Genomic DNA, 19,730 nt, shown 5'->3' on the forward strand with positions numbered 1-19,730 from the left:
ATAGAATAGGGCAATTTTGCCGCGTTGACAACCGACATACAACGACTCTGTTTCTTAACCGGATAGTCGTCACCAGCACACGTAACCCTCACTCTGTCTGCATGGGTGAGGGTTTCTAGGCAAATGTGTCCGTATGGTGCCGGATTCTTTCAACGTGGACTGACGGCTGAAGCTAATGTCTTGCTCGGCAACGTTTTACCCAGTTTATTTTGGATATAGAGAGCTGCTTCCCGGAGTTTATGTTCGTTTACTCCTGTATCGATACCAAGGCCATGCAACAAATACAAAACATCATTGGTCGCGACATTCCCAGCGGCTCCCGGTGCATACGGACAACCGCCCAAACCACCAATTGAACTGTCCAGACGGGTGATGCCATATTCCAATGATGTCATAATATTAGCAATGGCCATGCCGCGTGTGTCATGAAAATGCATAATAATATTTTTCTGTGGATACCGGGCCAACATGACATCCAGGAGGTTCTCCACTTGTGATGGAACAGCTGTGCCGATGGTGTCACCAAGGGAGACATCGTCCACTCCGAATTCGAACAGTTGATCACTAAGGCGAACGACCTGCTCCGGTGTTATCCGACCTTCATACGGGCAATCAAACACAGTTGACACATATCCCGTCACGTGTTTTCCCGCCTGTTTTGCATCCTGTACAACCTCTTGAAACACTGGAAACGTCTGATCAATCGATTTATTAATATTTTTCCGGTTATGCGTTTCGCTTGCCGACATAAACACCGCTGCCCCGTCAATTCCTGTTTCCAGTGCAAGCTCAAGCCCCTTTATATTGGGAACGAGCGCTGAATAGCGGATATTGGGGTTGCGATGAATCGCCTTGCCGACATCATGGGCATCCGACAGGGCTGGAACCCATTTCGGATGGACAAACGAGGAATACTCAATTTCCTTTAAGCCTGATTCAGACAGCATATTGATCCAGTGGGTTTTATCCGCTGTGGCCACCCGTGTCGTTTCATTTTGCAAGCCGTCGCGCGGACCGACTTCCTTTATCTGCACAGCTTCCGGCCATCGTCCCATGCGGCCCCCTCCTTTTCAAGGTGAATATGCCTGCACGTATATACGTCGTTTCAACATAATCTCATTATATTCATAATTGTTTCTTTTGATTCAACCTTGTTGAACTAAGTGTAATAACCAAACTCAATTATGTCAAATTTTCAAAATGTTCAGTTGGACCTCTCCTTATTACAATGGTCCAGATCGTTACTCATCATACCCCTCACCGACGTATCCAACCTATGCATGCACCACCAACATAAATAGGCCAGTCCATTTATAGGTATACTACGTCTGTTTCTGTTAAAATGGTGCTAAGCGTATGACAAAGTCAGAGATAAAGAGGCGTTGAATCGTTTATGAAATTATGGAATCGATATAAGGAATCTTCGTTTGTACTCAAAATGTCGCTTGGGTTTGTTCTGGGCACGATCGCTGGTATCGTGTTCGGCAAACAAGCAGAAATAATCAGCCCACTCGGGACATTGCTCATTCACCTGCTCCGTTTAATTGCTATACCAGTTATATTTCTGACCGTGGTTCTTGCGGTTAACCAAATGAATATCAAACAGCTTGGCCGAATTGGCGGCAAGCTCCTTGGCTACTATATGATTACAACGGCGGGGGCGGTACTGATCGGCTTAGGGCTGGCCTGGTTTTTTGAACCGGGAAACAATCTGACATTGCCGGATAAAAATGTGGAACAACCGGACACGCCGCCCATATCTGAGGTAATCCTGCAGATCGTACCTGAAAACTTATTTAAAGCGTTCACCTCAGGCGATCTTATGTCCATTCTGTTTTTAGCGGTTATCATTGGCATGGCTATTTCCATGATGAAATTTTCAGAAGAGGAAAAAATGAAACAGTATGGGGATATGCTTGACCGTTTCTTCACGGCCCTGAATGAAATGTTCTTTAAAATTTTACGAGGGGTTCTGCTGTATGCACCGATTGGAATATTCGCCATCACTGCTTCTGCTTTTGGCGGCCAGGGATGGTCCACACTGGAATCGTTGCTGAAGCTGACCGGTGTGTTCTATCTTGGCATTTTATTGCTGTGGGTATTTGTATACGCCGCCTTTCTCAAGTTATCCGGAACCTCAGTCTTTTCCTTTTTCCGGAACACGCGTGAAGCCTATACGACAGCATTCTTTACATCAAGCAGCATTGCATCGTTGCCAATAGCCATTGAATCCGCCAAAAAAGCGGGTATTTCCGCCAAAACAGCGAATTTCACCTTGCCGATAGGCGCTGTTTTTAACTCGGATGGCGGCGCACTGCGGATGGGGGTATCGCTCGTATTCGCAGCTAACATTACTGATCTGACCCTGTCACCGACGGATTTTTTTGTTATTGTGTTAATTGGTACACTGCTGTCGATTGGAACGGCAGGTGTTCCAGCAGCAGGTCTAGTCACACTATCAGCCGTTCTCACCATGTTCGGACTGCCGCTTGAAGTGGTGGCCCTCATTGCAGGTGTTGATGCCCTGATCGGGATGGGCGGCACGGCATCCAATGTGATCGGTGACATTATCGGCGCTGCTGTTGTTGACCGGACGGAAAAACGAAAGACGGCAACGTGACGGACGCGTATTCAAAAAGCTCTTCCCTCAAGCAAGGAAAGAGCTTTTTCATTTCATAATAAACACGATTATTCGGAAAAACCGTTACCCGTCTGTGAAAACCATGGCTGGCTCATAGGCCCATTCTCTTATACTGAGCTTCCTTGACGGTCATTGGTCAGCCCGAGCGCATGGGCGGCTGTTTTTTGAATATCATCGATAAGCTCGGGATAATCCCTCAAGGATAAACCGTATGATGGAATCATTTCTTTTATTTTGGGCTCCCATTCCTGTAGATACTCTGGAAAACATTTCTCAATAATCTCCAGTATGATGGAAACCGCCGTTGAGGCCCCCGGCGATGCACCGAGCAATGCGGCAATGGATCCGTCATCGGAATTGACAATTTCTGTTCCAAACTGAAGTGTGCCTTTGCCTGTGTCCGTATCCTTGATCACCTGGACCCGCTGACCCGCAGTCACGATGTCCCAGTCATCGCTGTTGGCTGTCGGAACAAATTCACGCAACTCCTCGATGTATTGTTCCTTCGATAACATGAGTTGTCCGAGCAAATATTTGGTCAATGACATGTTTTTAGCTCCTGCTGCCAACATCGTGAAGGCGTTACCCGGTTTAACCGAACCTAATAAATCCATATTCGAACCGGTTTTCAAAAACTTCGGTGAAAATCCGGCGAATGGCCCGAATAATAACGTCTCCTTGTTGCCGATATACCGTCTGTCAAGGTGCGGCACCGACATTGGTGGCGCTCCGACCGGCGCTTTGCCGTATACTTTTGCTTTATGTTTTTGGACAACATCCGGATTGTCACAGACGAGGAATAGACCACTTACTGGAAACCCACCCACGTGTTTGCTTTCCGGAATGCCCGTTTTTTGCAGCAACGGCAAAGCGGCTCCACCGGTTCCGATAAAGACGAATGATGACGTATGCGTTTCAAGTGTGCCGCGTTCAAAATTCCGCACCTTCACTTCCCATCCACCGTCATTCGTACGTTCCATATCATCCACCGTATGATTATATTTGATATGAACATTCTGCTGTTCCAAGTGCTTCAAAAGCTTTTGCGTCAAAGTGCCAAAGTCGACATCCGTACCAGTATCGATTTTTGTTGCCGCCCTGGGTTCTTGATCCGTTCGTTCTTCCATAATCAGAGGCATCCATTCTTTCAATGTTTCCCTATTATCGGAAAATTCCATTCCTTGAAAGAGTGGGTTGTTGGTTAAAGCTTCAAACCGCTTTTTCAAAAACGTCACATTGTCCTCGCCATGAACCAAACTCATATGCGGTAAGGGCCTAATAAAGTCCTGAGGGTTATCAATCAGATTGTTGTTGACGAGATGCGACCAAAATTGTTTGGACTCTTGAAACTTTTCATTGATATCCAATGCTTTTGTACAATCAATGGATCCGTCCGGTTGTTCGGGCGTATAATTAAGCTCACATAATGCAGAATGTCCTGTCCCTGCATTATTCCATACATTGGAGCTTTCTTCTCCTCCTTTTTCAAGCTTCTCAAAGATGGTAATATCCCAATCCGGTGCCAATTCCTTTAAAAGGGTGGCAAACGTGGCGCTCATGATCCCGGCACCGATCAGAATAACGTCGGTTGTTGTATGTTCGTTATTCATTTTCTCATCCCTATCCTTCAAGATTTGCTAAAAAGACACTGTGCTTCCGCTGATATCGACATCAAACGGTAAGCTCCCGGCCATTTTCATCACAATCCTTGATAGCCCATATATAGTCTATCAAAATTTTATACAAACTGAAATATTTATTTACGAAATGTTTCTGTTTTCCTCTATAGTTGACCCACATCATTGGTTATCGGGGAATATGTCGAAGCAGCCGTCGTCACATTGTTGTTCATGTTCGTCGACTACCTTGAATCAATTGCCAGCAAAGTAACTGCGGAAGATCTGAAGACAACCATCGAAAACCTTGGCTACCCGGTAGTATTGTAACAAAGCCAGTCGGAATCAGAGGCTGTCCGGCTGCATTCAATATAAAGGATTCACTAAGGAATAGCTTTAAGCTAAACATAGCGAAGAGAAGAAGAAATGGTTTAATATGGTGCAGAAAGGAGGGTTTTATGTGCTATATACAGCTATTCAGCATTATTTGCCGTACATTCGAACATTGCCCATTGATCAGCCGCTCACTAAACATAATTTATTGACAGCACCTTTGCTAATGGATAATGATGGCGATACACGTATGTACTATGCCCCCCATAATGACACCATCAACCTGGATGCCCCAATCGTTATCGTTGGCATCACCCCCGGATGGAGGCAAATGAAAGTTGCTTTTGAACAATTGGTGAGCAGTCTCGCGTCAGGTAACACACTGGAAACGTGCCTGAAAGAAACCAAACAGGCAGCCGGTTTCGCCGGATCGATGCGCAACAACCTCGTGCACATGCTGAATGAGTGCGGCATACCGGATATGCTTGGCCTTTCCAATGCTACTGATTTGTTTGAAGGCTACCGATATCTTCTTCATACGACGTCAGTCATTAAATATCCGGTGTTTATAAAAGGGAAAAACTATACCGGACATCAGCCACCCATCCACCGATGCCGATTATTACAGCCTTATGCTTGGAAAACCTTCCCTGATGAACTAGCTTCTATTCAGCCAAACGCGCTCGTGATTCCGCTTGGAAAAAAGGTTGACGAAACCATCACCGGACTGGCACAGGAACAGAAGCTTCCCGATCATACATATTTAACCGGCTTCCCGCATCCATCCGGTGCAAACGGCCATCGCGTTAAACAGTTTGGACAGCGAAAACAGCAGCTTCGGGAACAAGTCCAAGCCTGGGCGCGTGGGCAAACATGACATGATAATGAGAAGCAGAGGTGTTATTTATGATACGGCTCACCTCGCATAATCCGGAACGCCCGATACACTTGCTCCAGCAGAATCATGCGAAACATCTGATGAGGAAACGTCATTTTTGAAAACGATAATGCCATGTCACTCCGCTTCTGTACGTCTTCGCTTATACCGACCGATCCACCGATGACGAAGGTAATTTTGCTTTTGCCATAGGTGGCGAGCTTGTCCAATTTATCGGCAAATGTTTCAGAAGTGAGCATTTTCCCGTTGATTTCCAGAGTGATGACGTACGAATCCTTGCTGATGTGGGATAGGATCCGCTCGCCTTCTTTTCGTTTTACCTCCTGCATATTCGCATCACTCATATTATCGGGGGCTTTTTCGTCAGCAACTTCGGCAATGTGTACTTTCGTGTATGGGCTGAGCCGCTTCAGGTACTCCTCGATGCCCTGCTGCAAATACTTTTCCTTCAGTTTCCCGACTGCCACGATATCAATTTTCATCCACTGTCCATCCTTTGCATTGCATTCTTGCCTTCAGTTTACCAAAAAGTGATCGCACAAACATTCCGAACGACTGATAATAGTGAGATGTCCAATTCAAAATATTTGGTTTTTCTGTGAATTTTCCCTTTTATTTAGTACAATAGAGCAGAAATGTAGAAAGGATGTGGGACATGCCATATAAATTACGTACAAAACCTGCAGAACTACAACTATTGAGCTCCCTGAATACGCGAATGATTTTGCCTTCAAAGGATAAGCAGCATTTTATAAATTTGAGCAGAGGCTATGAAGGCGAGGTCCTATTTGATTCATTAACCGAAAACCTTACGTGTGACTGTTTCATATTAAATGACTTGCTGCTGAAAGTTAATAACACGCTCTTTCAAATTGATTCGCTGCTCATCTCATCCAGGAAAATTCATTTGTTTGAAGTAAAGAATCTTGAAGGGGATTATAATTACGAAGCAGATAAATTTTTCAAGTTGCCTCAATATGAAATCATAAATCCTCTGCACCAGTTGGGAAGAAGCGAATCATTACTGCGGCAGTTACTCCTCAAAGATAAAATCAATCTTCCAATTGACGCCTCTGTGGTTTTTATCAATCCGGAATTCACTCTATACCAGGCACCTATTGATAAGCCAATGATTTTACCAACCCAGATCAAAAACTATTTGAATCAATTAAATTCAGCACCTTCCAAACTAAATGAGCAGCACAAGCGGTTAGCAGACAAATTGATCTCTCTTCATATTGAGGATCCGCCTTATAAGCAACGGCCACCTTATACTTATCAGGACTTGCAAAATGGGATTACGTGCTTAGCATGCAAGTCCTTGTCCACTGCAGTTGAGGGGAGAAAACTTGTTTGCAAAGAATGTGAACATGAAGAAATAGTTGCAGCGGCTGTCATGCGGGCAGTCGAGGAATTCAAGCTACTGTTTCCGGACAGGAAAATTACAACCAATACCATTTATGATTGGTGTCAAGTGGTACCGTTCAAAAAGCGAGTTAGAAGAATATTGGATCAGAATTATACAAGAATAGGGGAAAATCGATGGACGTACTATGAATAAAATAAGGAAAAAACAGTAATGACATTAGGGAGTTAGAGATCCGCTGATTTTTCGGAAAGTTGTTGTTCTCGGACTTTTTGGCTGCTATCGGGAGCGATTTTGAGCCCGAGAAGCTCTCTCTCGGACCTTTCACTCGCTTTCGTGCGGCGTTTTGGCCTTGAGAAGCTCTCTCTCGGACTCTTCACTCTTCACTCGCTTTCGTGCGGCATTTTGGCCTTGAGAGGCCCTCTCTCGGACTTTTCTTCCACTTTCGTGCAGCATTTTGGCCTTGAGAGGCTCTTTCTCGGACTTTTCAACTGCTTTCGTACGGCGTTTTGGACTTGAGAGGCCCCTCTCTCGCTTTCATGCGGGGTTTTGGCTTAAAAAGCCCCCTGCCGATCAAGCATAGTATCTTGTGACTGATCGTGTTCACCTCGGTTCATATATAACCTCATGCTGATCACATCCCTTATCACGTTTTGCTATCGGCATATGCGATAAGAGCTTCATCCAGAAGCGGCCAGTTTTGGTTGGAGATGGGCAGCGGATCTCATCCTATATTACAAAAATTTTCGGTGTACTTTTTTCCCATTATACGAGAAAACCACTCGTTTATCGTCGACGATCGTTTCCATATGAACGGGCCGGCCCCAAAGCTGGTGAATATACGGCAGCACATTCTCCAAATAATGCAGGTCGAGTTCGGTTCCTTCATAGCTATGCTGCAAATATAATTCACCGTTTTGCAGGTAATCGCCATTTTCAACGGTGATATAGGGAAACCCACCGTTCACGCGCTGCGTAATGAGTTGATCCCGCACCTGTTCAAACGCTTTGTCGGTAATCGTATAATCGGATCCCTGCTTCTCGAACAGGTACATATCTTCCTGACGTACAAGGTCTTTGGTCAAATAATTACGGATGAATGATATATCCGATTCCATCTCCCGTACTTCAAAAATCTTTTCCCGTCCAGATCCGGGCACAACTCCTAGATTGCGCATGTCGTCTGTCGGGTTGTTATAGCGCTCTTCAATATCCTCCAGCATTTTTAAACCGAGATAATACGGGTTGATTTGCTGTTTGGATGGCTGGACAACGTTGGCGTTTAATGATGCGAATTCCACAGATTCATCTTCAGTCAGGTCCATCTCCCGCAAAATCCGCTTATGCCAGTATGACGCCCAGCCTTCGTTCATGATTTTCGTCTCCAGTTGCGGCCAGAAGTAACGCATTTCTTCCCGCATCATTGTCAATATATCCCGCTGCCAGTCATCCAGCTCCCGACTGTATTCCTCTATGAATAAAAGCACATCTTTTTCGGGGTGGGGCGGGAATGTTACGGGCTGTTGGGCCGGAAGCTGCTCGTTGGATGACGCGGATTCGTCCAGTTCCCACAAGTCATCATAGGAAGTGCCGGCCGATTGGCGTGCGGCAGGCACAGCGCCATCATCAGAGGCGTCATTTTCCCCGCTCGGTTCGATAACGGACGGGTCAATATGTTCCTGAATGGACAGAACGGCATCCAAAAATTGTTCCACCTTCTCCCGGCCATGAATCATTTCATAATGCTCAATCCGCTCGGCTGTTGCCGTCATACTTTCCACCATATCGCGCCTGGTCGGTGAAAATCGGACGTTATTTTTGAAAAAGTCGCTGTGGGCAAGCACGTGCGCGATAATGAGCTTATTTTCGATAAGACTGTTCGTATCCAGCAAAAACGCATAACACGGGTCCGAATTAATAACCAATTCATAGATCTGGCTCAGACCCAGATCGTAATGCGTCTTCATTTTATGAAACTGTTTGCCGAAGCTCCAGTGGGAAAAACGCGTCGGCATACCGTAAGCTCCAAACGTGTATATAATCGAAGCTGGACAAATTTCATACCGCATCGGATAAAAATCGAGACCAAACCCAGAGGCAATTTCTGTAATCTCATCAATCGTGCGGTTCAACTTTTGTGTATCCGTCACCATCATCCCTCCCAATGTCCTTTTTACATTGTATGACAGAAAGAGAAAAATTTGACCGTTCCCCCTAATGTATTACCACTGTTTTAAAAATTTTATTAATGACTTTCAAAATTATTGTTAAAATCGCTAATTCGTTATACAATATAGTATTATATCCCTTTTTATCAAAAAAGGGTCGTACCTTTTTCGTAAATGAACGGCAATATGGCTTGAGTGCACGTTTGTACAATTTTTTGAAAGGGGTTTGTTGCCATGAAAACGACAGAAGGTGTCTTGCAAACAGGAAAAGCACAGGCGGCACAGGATTATGTGAATCGTGTATACGAGACGGTCAAAGAACGCAATCCAAACGAAGAGGAATTTCACCAAACGATCAGTGAAATTTTTGACTCCCTCACACCGGTTTTTGCCGCTTATCCGGACTATATGAAATACAACATACTGGAGCGACTTACGGAGCCGGAGCGATTTATTACATTCAGAGTGCCGTGGGTGGATGATGATGGATACGTTCATGTTAACCGGGGATTCCGTGTACAGTTCAACAGTGCCTTGGGACCACACAAAGGCGGCTTGCGATTCCATCCATCCGTCAATAGCAGCATTATCAAATTCCTTGGATTTGAACAAATCTTTAAAAATTCCTTGACCGGACAGCCGATTGGAGGCGGAAAAGGTGGATCCGATTTCGATCCAAAAGGGAAATCCGATGTAGAAATCATGCGCTTCTGCCAAAGTTTTATGACCGAGTTATACCGTTATATCGGATCAGATACGGATGTGCCAGCCGGAGACATTGGCGTTGGTGCCCGGGAGATCGGCTACTTATTTGGTCAATATAAACGCATCCGCGGCACTGTGGAACCCGGTGTTTTGACCGGCAAAGGGCTTAAGTACGGCGGTAGCCTGACCCGAAAAGAAGCAACAGGCTATGGAACGATTTATTTTGTGCAGGAGATGCTCAAGGATAAAGGGCTTGATTTTTCAGGCCGCACCATTACGGTATCCGGTTCGGGCAACGTCTCCATTTATGCTATGGAGAAGGCTGCGGAACTTGGTGCGACCATTGTCGCATGCAGTGATTCAAACGGTTTTATCTATGATGAACAGGGAATTGACATTGATACCGTCAAGACTTTAAAGGAAACGGGCAACGAGCGGATTCACAGCTACACAAATATGCATCCGCACGCCCAATATGTTGATGGTTGCAATGGCATTTGGTCCATCCCGTGTGACATTGCCCTGCCATGTGCAACGCAAAACGAAATCGATGAGGCAACCGCCAAAACATTGGTGGCCAACGGTGTGAAAGTCATTGGTGAAGGGGCCAACATGCCGTCCACGTTGGAAGCCATTAATGTATTCCTTGACAACGATATTCTGTTTGCACCAGCAAAAGCTGCCAATGCCGGCGGTGTCGCTGTATCCTCTTTGGAAATGGCCCAGAATAGCGGCAAACTGTCCTGGTCATTTGACGAAGTGGATACAAAACTGCAAGATATCATGACAACCATTTATCAAAATTGCAAACAGGCTGCCAAGGATTACGGTCATGAAGACAACTTGGCGGATGGTGCCAACATTGCTGGCTTTATACGGGTTGCCGATACCATGCTAGAACAAGGCATTATTTAACTCTCGTGCTGCGACAACAGCTTTCCCTGAACGACGTCAAATTTTGCCTTTCTCTTCTTTGTATGTTTGCCTTTCTGTGAGCCACTCTATAAACAGGAGGGATGAAGATGGGTTTGCAATTTTTGACGATTGAATCGTTCAATAAGCTTTTGCAGCAATGGAGCGGAGACAGGATTAAAATTTCCAAACACGAACAATATGACCTTGATGAAATATTGATGACATTGCAGGCGATTTCCTATGAACGCAATACAAGAAGGCTGGATGATTATGTACCAATGCATACACTTCAGCTGAACGGTAATGGGACGATGGAAACCGATGCAAGGGAACCTCAAGAACTCCCTTCGTCGTTATACGATATCCCACTCGATGACCATTCCTTATACGAGTTTGACGGAAACCAATTTTTAATTAGCACATCCCGCGGCGTGTATAAAATTGAACGGGTATAACGAATCACCATTATCCTTATGGTGTTCTGATCCCGCTTTTAGCACCAGCCGCCATCACGTTTGATGCAAAAAAGCCCCCGCGTATGCGGAGGCCTCAAACGGTGGCTGTTTCTTTCTGAAAGAATTGTTTCAGTGCATGATATACATCCTGATTTCCTTTTAAAATATAGTGGCGGAATTTGGGATCCCTGAATTCGCTGTACGCCCGCATTAGGGTGGACTGGCGATTGTACACGTTCACTTCGGCATAACCGAACAAATTAGATTGCGCCATAATATCCTCCACCAAGCGGACACATTTGGGGTTATCAGATGTGATGTTTTCTCCATCGGAAAAATGAAATGGATAAATATTATACCTATCAGGACTGTATTCGTCAGCCATCAATTCCAATGCTTTTTCATAAGCCGACGAACAAATGGTCCCTCCACTTTCCCCTTTGGAAAAAAACGCTTCTTCCGTCACCACTTTTGCTTCGGTGTGATGCGCAATAAAGACTATTTCCACGCTTTCGTATTTCGTGCGTAAAAACTTAAGCATCCAGAAAAAGAAACTTCTCGCTAAATATTTCTCAAAGTTCCCCATTGATGCACTTGTGTCCATCATAGCCATAATCACTGCTTTTGACTCCGGTTTGATCACATCGTTCCATGTTTTAAAACGAAGATCATCGTTATAGATGGGTGCGATTTGCGTCTTTCCTTTCATAGCGTTGCGTTTCAATGCCGACAAAATCGTCCGTTTTTTATCGACGTTGCCCATTAAGCCTTTTTTACGTACGTCATTAAATTCGATATCCTCCGTCGTTATGTCTGCTTCGTCTTTTTGATGCAGATTGGGCAGCTCAAGTTCCTCAAAAAGGGCTTCTTCGAGTTCTGTCATGGACACGTCGGCCTCGTAGTAATCACTACCGGCCTGATCACCCGCCTGCTTTCCCTGGCCAGATCCGTTCTTTCCCTGATCTCCGCTGTTTGGATCACGGCCGATGACATCGCCTACGTCACTTTCTCCGTCCCCTTGGCCAACCTGTTTGGATTTGTCATGATTATATCGGATTTTGTATTCGTCCAGCGAACGAATAGGTATCTTGACGACATCACGGCCGTTGGACATAATGATATTTTCTTCACTGATTAAATCAGGCAAATTATTTCGAATAGCATCTTTCACTTTATCCATATGGCGCTTCTGATCTTGATAACCTTTACGATGGAGGGACCAATCTTCCCGGGAAACGGTATAATTCCTTTTGTCGTCATTCATAGTTTCCCCTCCTTATCCTTTTAATCAGTTTATGCGTAGACAAGCAAACAAGTTATCCCAACCGTATTAAATAGGGAAAAATAACAAGCGTCCATGGGACATTAGTCTTGTTATTTTTCCCTTACCATTACCGATTAAGCAGGCTTCCAACGTAGCGTAGCAGCTCGTTAGCGGATACGGAGCTATAGCCGTATTCATCAATCAGACGCGCAATGACTTCATTGATTTTCTTCAGTTGGGATTCATCCGGTGTCTGGGATGAGGTAGTAATTTTAACAACGTCCTTCAAATCAGCAAACAACTTCTTCTGAATAGCCTCCCGCAGACGCTCGTGGGAACTGTAATCGAAGCGTTTTCCTTTGCGTGCGTAAGCGGAAATGCGAATCAGAATTTCCTCTCTGAAGGCTTTTTTTGCATTTTCCGAGATGCCGATCTGCTCCTCAATTGACCGCATAAGTTTTTCATCCGGATTCATTTCCTCACCAGTAAGCGGATCAGGCAGTTTGGTTTGATTGCAATACGCTTCAACGTTATCCAAATAGTTATTCAGCAAGGTTTTGGCAGATTCCTCATAGGAATAGACGAACGCTTTCTGCACTTCTTTTTTGGCAATATCATCATATTCCCGTCGCGCAACGGAAATATAGTTTAAATACCTTTCTTTATCCTCATCCGATATTGATGGATGCTGTTCCAGACCTTCCTTCAAGGAACGCAGCACATCAAGCGCATTGATGGAGGCAACCTCTTTACGGATAATGGCCGAGGAAATCCGGTTGATGACATAGCGTGGATCAATGCCATTCATTCCTTCATCCGGATATTCTTTTTTCAATTCGTCTACATCAACCTGGTTATATCCTTCCACATTGTCGCCGTCATACAGACGCATTTTCTTGACGAGATCGACGCTCTGTTTTTTGGACTCTTCCAACCTCGTCAAAATGGAAAAAATAGCTGCAACCCTGAGCGCATGCGGGGCAATATGAACGTGTGCCATATCGCTTTCACGGATCATTTTTTGATAAATCCGTTCTTCCTCGCTTACTCTCAAGTTGTACGGTATCGGCATAACGATAATCCGTGATTGGAGAGCTTCGTTTTTTTGATTGGCAATGAAGGATCGGTATTCCGCCTCGTTCGTGTGGGCCACAATCATTTCATCCGCGCTAATTAAAGCGAATCGACCGGCTTTGAAATTGCCTTCCTGGGTTAAAGAGAGCAAGTGCCACAGAAACTTTTCATCACACTTCAGCATTTCCTGAAATTCCATCATGCCGCGATTGGCTTTGTTCAACTCACCATCGAAACGGTAGGCACGCGGATCGGACTCCGACCCATACTCGGCAATCGTTGAAAAGTCGATACTGCCCGTCAAATCGGCAATATCCTGGGATTTCGGATCCGATGGAGTAAACGTACCGATACCAACTCGATTATCTTCGGAAAGAAAGATGCGTTCCACCATCACATCTTCCATGCGCCCGTCGTACTCTTTTTCCAATCGCATCGCATTCAAGGGGGAAAGATGTCCTTCAATGCGAATGCCGTATTCATCGTAAAAATCTTCACGCAAATGCTGAGGGATTAAATGAAGCGGATCCTCATGCATTGGGCAGCCTTTAATAGCGTAAACAGCACCTTCATCGGTCCGTGAATACTGTTCAAGACCGCGTTTCAACATGTTGACAATGGTCGATTTTCCACCGCTGACAGGTCCCATTAAAAGCAAAATCCGTTTCCGTACGTCGAGCCTTTTTGCTGCCGGATGAAAGTATTCCTCCACTAGTTTTTCAATCGTATCTTCCAGTCCAAAAATCTCATCACCAAAAAATTGATACATCTTTTGGCCATCTTTTTCCTTTAATCCGGACTGTTGGATCATATTATAAACGCGCGAGTGGGCTGTCTGGGCAACTTCCGGATGTTCCTTTACAATTTCCAGATATTCTGCAAACGTGCCTTCCCACTTTAACTGTTGTTCTTCTTCACGATGATGTTTCACCTTATTAAGAATATCCATGTCATTCCTCCATCCAGGAAACGATTTCTACATCCTATGCAAGCGGTGTCGCGAAAATGCCCGTTCCTCACGAAACCCACCAATGACGACAGCATGTAACCTATTATGTCTATCCTCCTGAACATACTTTTTGATTCATATTATACGCGGTTCAAGGAAAGCTAGAACAAGAACAGAGCTCATTTGTTACTAAGCTAAAAAGGATGGATAGCATGAATGTTGCCAAATTAATTGTCAAATGTCTGGAACAGGAAGGGGTCCAATACGTTTTTGGTGTTCCGGGCGAAGAAAATATTGATCTGATGGATGCATTCTCTGATTCAACCATTGATTTCATCGTTACCCACCATGAAACGAGCGCCGCATTTATGGCTGGCACATATGGGCGACTGACCGGAAAACCGGGTGTCTGCCTTGCCACACTTGGTCCCGGCGCTACCAATCTGATGACAGGGGTGGCCAATGCTAATATGGATCACGCACCGCTTGTTGCCATCACCGGGCAGGCAGGGCTGGACCGCCAGCACAAAATATCACATCAATATTACGATTTGATCAACATGTACGAACCTGTCACCAAATGGAACACACAAATTAAAACCCCCTCCATCACTCCTGAGGTCGTCCGCAAAGCCTTCCAGATTGCCGGTGGAGATAAATGGGGGGCTACCCATATTGATTTGCCGGAAGATATCGCTGCCATGGACACTGACGGCCAGCCACTTCCCTTAATGGGTAGACCGCATACAGAGGCAAGCGAGGATGTCGTCAAACGGGCAGCATCCATGATCAATCAAGCGGAAAACCCAATTATCCTTGCCGGCAATGGAATAGCGAGACAACAGGCAACGGAAGACATGCGGGCATTCAGCGAGAAAAGCCAGATACCTGTTGTGCATTCCTTTATGGGAAAGGGCACGCTGCCATGGACCAATGATCTCAGTCTATTAACAGCCGGAATCGGTGAAAATGATTACATTGCATGCGGCTTTGACACGTCCGATTTGATCATCACGGTTGGATTCGATATAGCTGAATACCCACCTAAAAATTGGAACTCTAACGGCACAACGTCGATTATTCATATCGACACCACAGAAGCGGAAACGGATATGAATTATCCAGTCGCTTTGAATGTGCTCGGTAACATAACCAACAACCTGAGACATTTAAGCGAAGCAATCGACACCCGAAAACGGGACAAAGAGTGGGCGGCCAATGTGCGCAAGCAAACCATTAACGAATTTGAATCATTCCGGACGGATGACAGCTTTCCGGTTAAGCCGCAAAAAATCATTGCCGATTTGCGCTCTGTGCTGAGAGAAGACGATATCGCTATATCCGATGTCGGTGCTCACAAAATGTGGATGGCGCGCATGTACCATTGTTACGAACCGAATACATGCCTTATATCGAACGGACTTGCATCCATGGGCGTTGCGGTTCCGAGCGCCATTGCCGCCAAAATGGCCAAGCCACAACGCCATGTTGTTGCTGTCTGCGGGGATGGATCTTTCCAAATGACCGGTGCCGAACTGGAAACGGCCAAACGTCTCGACTTGCCGATCATAGTGCTCATGTGGCGCGATAATGGCTATGGGTTGATTGAGTGGCACCAAAAGAAAGAATTTGACCGGGCCTCCTACATCAAATTTGGCAACCCGGACTACCAGCAACTGGCGACATCATACGGATTTGAAGCCATAAACATCCAAGCAGCGGACGACCTTAAGCCAGCGCTGGAGCAAGCCACCGCCATGGCTAAACCAGTCTTTATCGATTGCCCGGTCGACTATAAGGAAAACATGAAACTGACGGAAAAACTGGGTGACATCATTTGTTAACAGAAAGGAAGATAGACCATGCTCGGTTCGATCATTAATGGCCAGGAATACAACGAAGCGTCGAATACCAAGGACGTATTAAACCCATACACACGGGAAAAAGAGGCGACCATTGCTCTCGCATCCAAAGCCGATTTGGAACAGGCGGTTACTAATGCTTTTGACACATTTCACCACACGATGAAAGATATGCCCGCGCATGAACGATCGGATATTTTACGGAAGACAGCCGATTTGATGGAAGAGCGGGTTGATGATTTTGCAGATACTATTATGAAAGAAGCAGGCAAACCGATCCGTTCGAGCCAGGAAGAAGTGCAGCGGGCCATTCAAGTGTTGCGTTTTGCCTCCGAAGAAGCAAAACATATCAGCGGTGAAGTGGTACCAATGGATGCCGCCCTGGATGGAGACGGGCGTCTTGGGCTGGTCAAGCACATTCCACTTGGCGTCGTTGCAGCGATTACGCCGTTCAATTTTCCGCTGAATTTATCGTTGCACAAAATTGCTCCAGCAATTGCTGCCGGCAACACCGTCATTTTCAAGCCGGCCGAAAAAACACCGGTTTCCGCTTATAAACTTGTTCAGCTTTTTCAAGAAGCAGGTATACCGGATGGCGTGCTGAATCTGTTGCTGGGAACTGGTGAAATCGGGGAAGGTCTCGTCAAGCACGATCAGGTGCATAAAATATCGTTTACCGGCAGTCTTCCCGTGGGACGTTCCATCCGAGAATCAGCCGGGTTTAAAAAAGTGACGCTAGAACTCGGATCCAACTCGCCCAATATTATTTTTGACGATGCCAACATCAATGAAGCCGTGGATCTTTTAGTGAAAGGATCGTTTGCTTTCTCCGGACAAGTATGTATTTCCGCTCAGCGAATTTATGTGCAGACGTCCGTTTATGACCAATTTCTCAAGCAGTTTATTGAAAAAACAAAAGGTCTGAAGGTCGGGAATCCGGAAGAAACAGATACAGACATCGGACCAATGATTGACGAAAGTGAAGCGAAGCGCGCTAAACAATGGATAGACGATGCGGTCGATAACGGAGCCAACGTCGAAGCGGGTGGCAACCAGGAAGGAACAGTTTTACGACCAGCCATCATGACCAATGTTAATAGCAACATGAAAATCATTGCTGAAGAAGTCTTTGCACCGATTGTATCGGTTATTCCGTTTGATAACGAGGACGACGCCGTTACCTATTCGAACAATTCGATTTACGGTCTCCAAGCGGGCGTCTTTACAAAGAACCTCGACCAGGCATTAAGAGTAGCTGACCAGCTCGAGATGGGCGGCGTTTGGATCAACGAAATCTCCACATATCGCCAGGATAATCACCCATATGGTGGGGTGAAACAGAGCGGCATTGGAAAAGAGGGTGTCAAATATGCCGTTGAGGATATGACCGAGGCCAAATTTATCGGCTTCAAACTAAAAGACAACGATGCAAAAAAAGCTTGAGGTTCATACTCTCTCAAGCTTTTTTTAATGCTTTCATAAGTTATCCTACGATCGGTGCGTTCACAGGTTCTCAAAAAACAACCGGATAACGTCGGCGCCGCCAATAAATGTGCCAAGTGAGCTGCCAATGTTGGCAAGAACGACGATGAGCAGTATGCGGGTGACCTTATTATGCCAAAACCCTTTCACATGATGGACATCTTCTGTCAATTGTTCAAAATCACCAACATTCGGTTTGCGGACGAATGCCTGGACAATACCGGCAAACCAACCGGCGGCAATCAGCGGGTTCAAGGATGACAACGGGGCTGCGACAAATGCTGTTACGATGGTCAGAGGATGTCCCAAGGCAACCGCTGTTCCAATAGCGGATAGGACTCCATTCCAAACAACCCAACTGATCGTTTGCTGCCATCCTGCTGCCGGGTTTGTCCAAAATGTATAGGCAATCACGGACAGAATCAGAATCGGAATGGCCCAAGCAATGATTTTTGGAATGCGGGACTTGGTCGGACGCTCCTGAAGCCGCGTCAGATCATGCTCCGTATGGATCTCCCGTTGAATACCCGGAACATGTGCCGCACCAAGCACAGCAACAACTTTGTCACCTGGCGCTTGTTTTATCTTTTGAGCGAGATATTGATCCCGTTCGTCAATAAGCGGTTTTTTCAACCGTGGGAAATGCTCTGTGAACTCTTCCAGCATGCTGTCCAGCATATCTTTCGACTTTAATTTCTCCAGCTCCTCTTCAGTAATGGTTTGCTGGCTGAATATGCTGCCAATCATCTGCATCAATAGCATCATTTTTCCCTTTAGTCCAATGTTTCCCCATATGCGGGAAAAGGTTATGCGAATATCGCGATCGGCCAGTACTAGGTCGGCATCCGCCTCATGTGCTGACTCAATACCCTGAATCATCTCTTGTCCGGCGTTAATGCCAAATTGCTTGGCCATTCGTTTTTGGAAGGAAGAAATGACGAGGTTCATTAACAACACCGTTGCTTTTCTTTGTTTAATGATTTGAAAAATGTCCGTTTCCTTCCATTTATCGCCTTCTGTAACAGATTGGTACCGCTGCTCATCAAGTTCAATACAAACGGCATCCGGCTGTTCTTCGTCAATGACGTCGCGAACTTGTTCAGCACTATGTTTGGATACGTGGGCCGTGCCAATCAAAATATATGTTTTTCCGTCCTGATCAATCCGTGTTACATTCTCTTCGTCCATAACGACTCCCCTATTCGTACTGTCATTCCTTCATACAAGTGTTGGCGCGACTGCCTGTTTTCCCGGAACCCATTATACATCAGATTGCAAGACTTGTCGCTAGAACGAGTCACCTGAAAAAAAGCCTGGTTCACGACCAGACTTCCTTATCTTATGAGGAAGGAATAATACCAACACCCATCTATTCCAAATCTCGGGTGGATGTCTTTATTTCTTCCATGGACGCCTGATATATATCGTAATCTTGTTCGGAAAACAATACCATAGCGACATAACGAATATCATGATCATTCTGATTCCGGAGAAAGCGGGCAATCGTCGTTAATGCCACCTGTGCTGCCAAATCCACGGGAAAACGATAAACACCTGTTGCAATCGATGGAAAAGCGACGCTCGTTGCCTGATGATCAGCTGCTAGCTGCAAAGAATTCCAGTAACAGTCGGCCAGTAACTGTTCATCTCTTTGCTGATGGTTCCCTGACCAGACCGGGCCGACTGTATGGATAACATACGTGGCCGGAAGCCTAAAACCATCTGTTATTACGGCTTCCCCTGTCGGCAGCTTTTCACCGTTCAGCTTCTCTTGGCGTACGCTTTTGCAAGCAGTGAGCAGATTATTGCCGGCTGCCCGATGGATAGCACCATCCACACCACCTCCCCCAAGTAGGGTGCCGTTCGCGGCATTAACAATCGCATCCGTCTGCTGTTTGGTAATATCACCCGTCAGCAGTTCCACCGTACGACCATTAACATTTGTCTTCATCCTGTCATCCTCCTTTCATGTTCGATTGTCTTTTCTTTCTCTCCATCTACC

General features: G+C 45.7%; 16 protein-coding genes. 8 read left to right on the forward strand and 8 right to left on the reverse strand.

Annotated features, from left to right (window positions below; genetic code table 11):
- Nucleotides 1-149: 149 nt before the first annotated feature.
- On the reverse strand, nucleotides 150-1,055 hold the full coding sequence (locus tag ACZ5Q7_RS03950; RefSeq protein WP_343751875.1) for a hydroxymethylglutaryl-CoA lyase: 906 nt from the start codon (nucleotides 1,053-1,055) through the stop codon (nucleotides 150-152).
- 338 nt (nucleotides 1,056-1,393) lie between these two features.
- On the opposite strand from ACZ5Q7_RS03950, the gene ACZ5Q7_RS03955 reads away from it, so the two are divergent.
- On the forward strand, nucleotides 1,394-2,620 hold the full coding sequence (locus tag ACZ5Q7_RS03955) for a dicarboxylate/amino acid:cation symporter (RefSeq protein WP_343751874.1): 1,227 nt from the start codon (nucleotides 1,394-1,396) through the stop codon (nucleotides 2,618-2,620).
- 128 nt (nucleotides 2,621-2,748) lie between these two features.
- On the opposite strand, the gene mqo is transcribed toward ACZ5Q7_RS03955, so the two are convergent.
- On the reverse strand, nucleotides 2,749-4,251 hold the full coding sequence (gene mqo, locus ACZ5Q7_RS03960; RefSeq protein ID WP_343751873.1) for a malate dehydrogenase (quinone): 1,503 nt from the start codon (nucleotides 4,249-4,251) through the stop codon (nucleotides 2,749-2,751).
- Between the two features lie 192 nt (nucleotides 4,252-4,443).
- On the opposite strand from mqo, the gene ACZ5Q7_RS03965 reads away from it, so the two are divergent.
- Nucleotides 4,444-4,587, forward strand: coding sequence for a hypothetical protein (locus ACZ5Q7_RS03965; protein WP_343751872.1), 144 nt, complete (start codon nucleotides 4,444-4,446; stop codon nucleotides 4,585-4,587).
- 130 nt (nucleotides 4,588-4,717) lie between these two features.
- Nucleotides 4,718-5,467, forward strand: coding sequence for a uracil-DNA glycosylase family protein (locus ACZ5Q7_RS03970; protein ID WP_343751870.1), 750 nt, complete (start codon nucleotides 4,718-4,720; stop codon nucleotides 5,465-5,467).
- A gap of 23 nt (nucleotides 5,468-5,490) precedes the next feature.
- Here the strand turns inward: ACZ5Q7_RS03970 and rlmH are convergent, their stop codons facing one another.
- A complete protein-coding gene (rlmH, locus tag ACZ5Q7_RS03975) occupies nucleotides 5,491-5,970 on the reverse strand; it encodes a 23S rRNA (pseudouridine(1915)-N(3))-methyltransferase RlmH (protein WP_343751869.1) in 480 nt (159 codons plus the stop codon).
- A 173-nt stretch (nucleotides 5,971-6,143) separates the two neighbouring features.
- Here rlmH and ACZ5Q7_RS03980 point away from each other — a divergent pair, with 173 nt between their 5' ends.
- A complete protein-coding gene (locus tag ACZ5Q7_RS03980; protein WP_343751867.1) occupies nucleotides 6,144-7,049 on the forward strand; it encodes a nuclease-related domain-containing protein in 906 nt (301 codons plus the stop codon).
- A 539-nt stretch (nucleotides 7,050-7,588) separates the two neighbouring features.
- On the opposite strand, the gene ACZ5Q7_RS03985 is transcribed toward ACZ5Q7_RS03980, so the two are convergent.
- On the reverse strand, nucleotides 7,589-9,004 hold the full coding sequence (locus ACZ5Q7_RS03985) for a SpoVR family protein (protein ID WP_425542358.1): 1,416 nt from the start codon (nucleotides 9,002-9,004) through the stop codon (nucleotides 7,589-7,591).
- Between the two features lie 252 nt (nucleotides 9,005-9,256).
- Between ACZ5Q7_RS03985 and gdhA the strand changes: the two genes are divergently transcribed.
- Nucleotides 9,257-10,642: an NADP-specific glutamate dehydrogenase gene (gene gdhA, locus ACZ5Q7_RS03990; protein ID WP_343751865.1), complete on the forward strand. Its 1,386-nt coding sequence runs from the start codon at nucleotides 9,257-9,259 to the stop codon at nucleotides 10,640-10,642.
- 107 nt (nucleotides 10,643-10,749) lie between these two features.
- The gene (locus ACZ5Q7_RS03995) at nucleotides 10,750-11,097 is read left to right on the forward strand and encodes a hypothetical protein (RefSeq protein WP_343751863.1); all 348 of its coding nucleotides are present in this window, start codon (nucleotides 10,750-10,752) and stop codon (nucleotides 11,095-11,097) included.
- A 94-nt stretch (nucleotides 11,098-11,191) separates the two neighbouring features.
- Here ACZ5Q7_RS03995 and yhbH read toward each other — a convergent pair whose 3' ends face one another.
- A complete protein-coding gene (yhbH, locus tag ACZ5Q7_RS04000; RefSeq protein WP_343751861.1) occupies nucleotides 11,192-12,361 on the reverse strand; it encodes a sporulation protein YhbH in 1,170 nt (389 codons plus the stop codon).
- A gap of 127 nt (nucleotides 12,362-12,488) precedes the next feature.
- Entirely contained in the window at nucleotides 12,489-14,384 is a 1,896-nt protein-coding gene (locus tag ACZ5Q7_RS04005; RefSeq protein ID WP_343751859.1) for a PrkA family serine protein kinase, read from the reverse strand.
- Nucleotides 14,385-14,596: 212 nt separating this feature from the next.
- Here ACZ5Q7_RS04005 and ACZ5Q7_RS04010 point away from each other — a divergent pair, with 212 nt between their 5' ends.
- Both ACZ5Q7_RS04010 and ACZ5Q7_RS04015 read left to right on the forward strand, forming a co-directional pair.
- A complete protein-coding gene (locus ACZ5Q7_RS04010) occupies nucleotides 14,597-16,228 on the forward strand; it encodes an acetolactate synthase large subunit (protein ID WP_343751857.1) in 1,632 nt (543 codons plus the stop codon).
- An 18-nt stretch (nucleotides 16,229-16,246) separates the two neighbouring features.
- Nucleotides 16,247-17,689, forward strand: coding sequence for an aldehyde dehydrogenase family protein (locus ACZ5Q7_RS04015; protein WP_343751855.1), 1,443 nt, complete (start codon nucleotides 16,247-16,249; stop codon nucleotides 17,687-17,689).
- Nucleotides 17,690-17,749: 60 nt separating this feature from the next.
- Here ACZ5Q7_RS04015 and ACZ5Q7_RS04020 read toward each other — a convergent pair whose 3' ends face one another.
- Together ACZ5Q7_RS04020 and ACZ5Q7_RS04025 are read right to left on the reverse strand one after the other, a co-directional pair.
- Complete coding sequence (locus tag ACZ5Q7_RS04020) at nucleotides 17,750-18,916, reverse strand: TraB/GumN family protein (protein WP_343751853.1); 1,167 nt, start codon at nucleotides 18,914-18,916, stop codon at nucleotides 17,750-17,752.
- A gap of 181 nt (nucleotides 18,917-19,097) precedes the next feature.
- Nucleotides 19,098-19,679 carry an O-acetyl-ADP-ribose deacetylase gene (locus ACZ5Q7_RS04025; protein WP_343751851.1) on the reverse strand — a complete coding sequence of 194 codons (582 nt, stop codon included), beginning with the start codon at nucleotides 19,677-19,679 and terminating at the stop codon, nucleotides 19,098-19,100.
- Between the last annotated feature and the right edge of the window lie 51 nt (nucleotides 19,680-19,730).

This window comes from Lentibacillus halophilus (assembly GCF_055395055.1).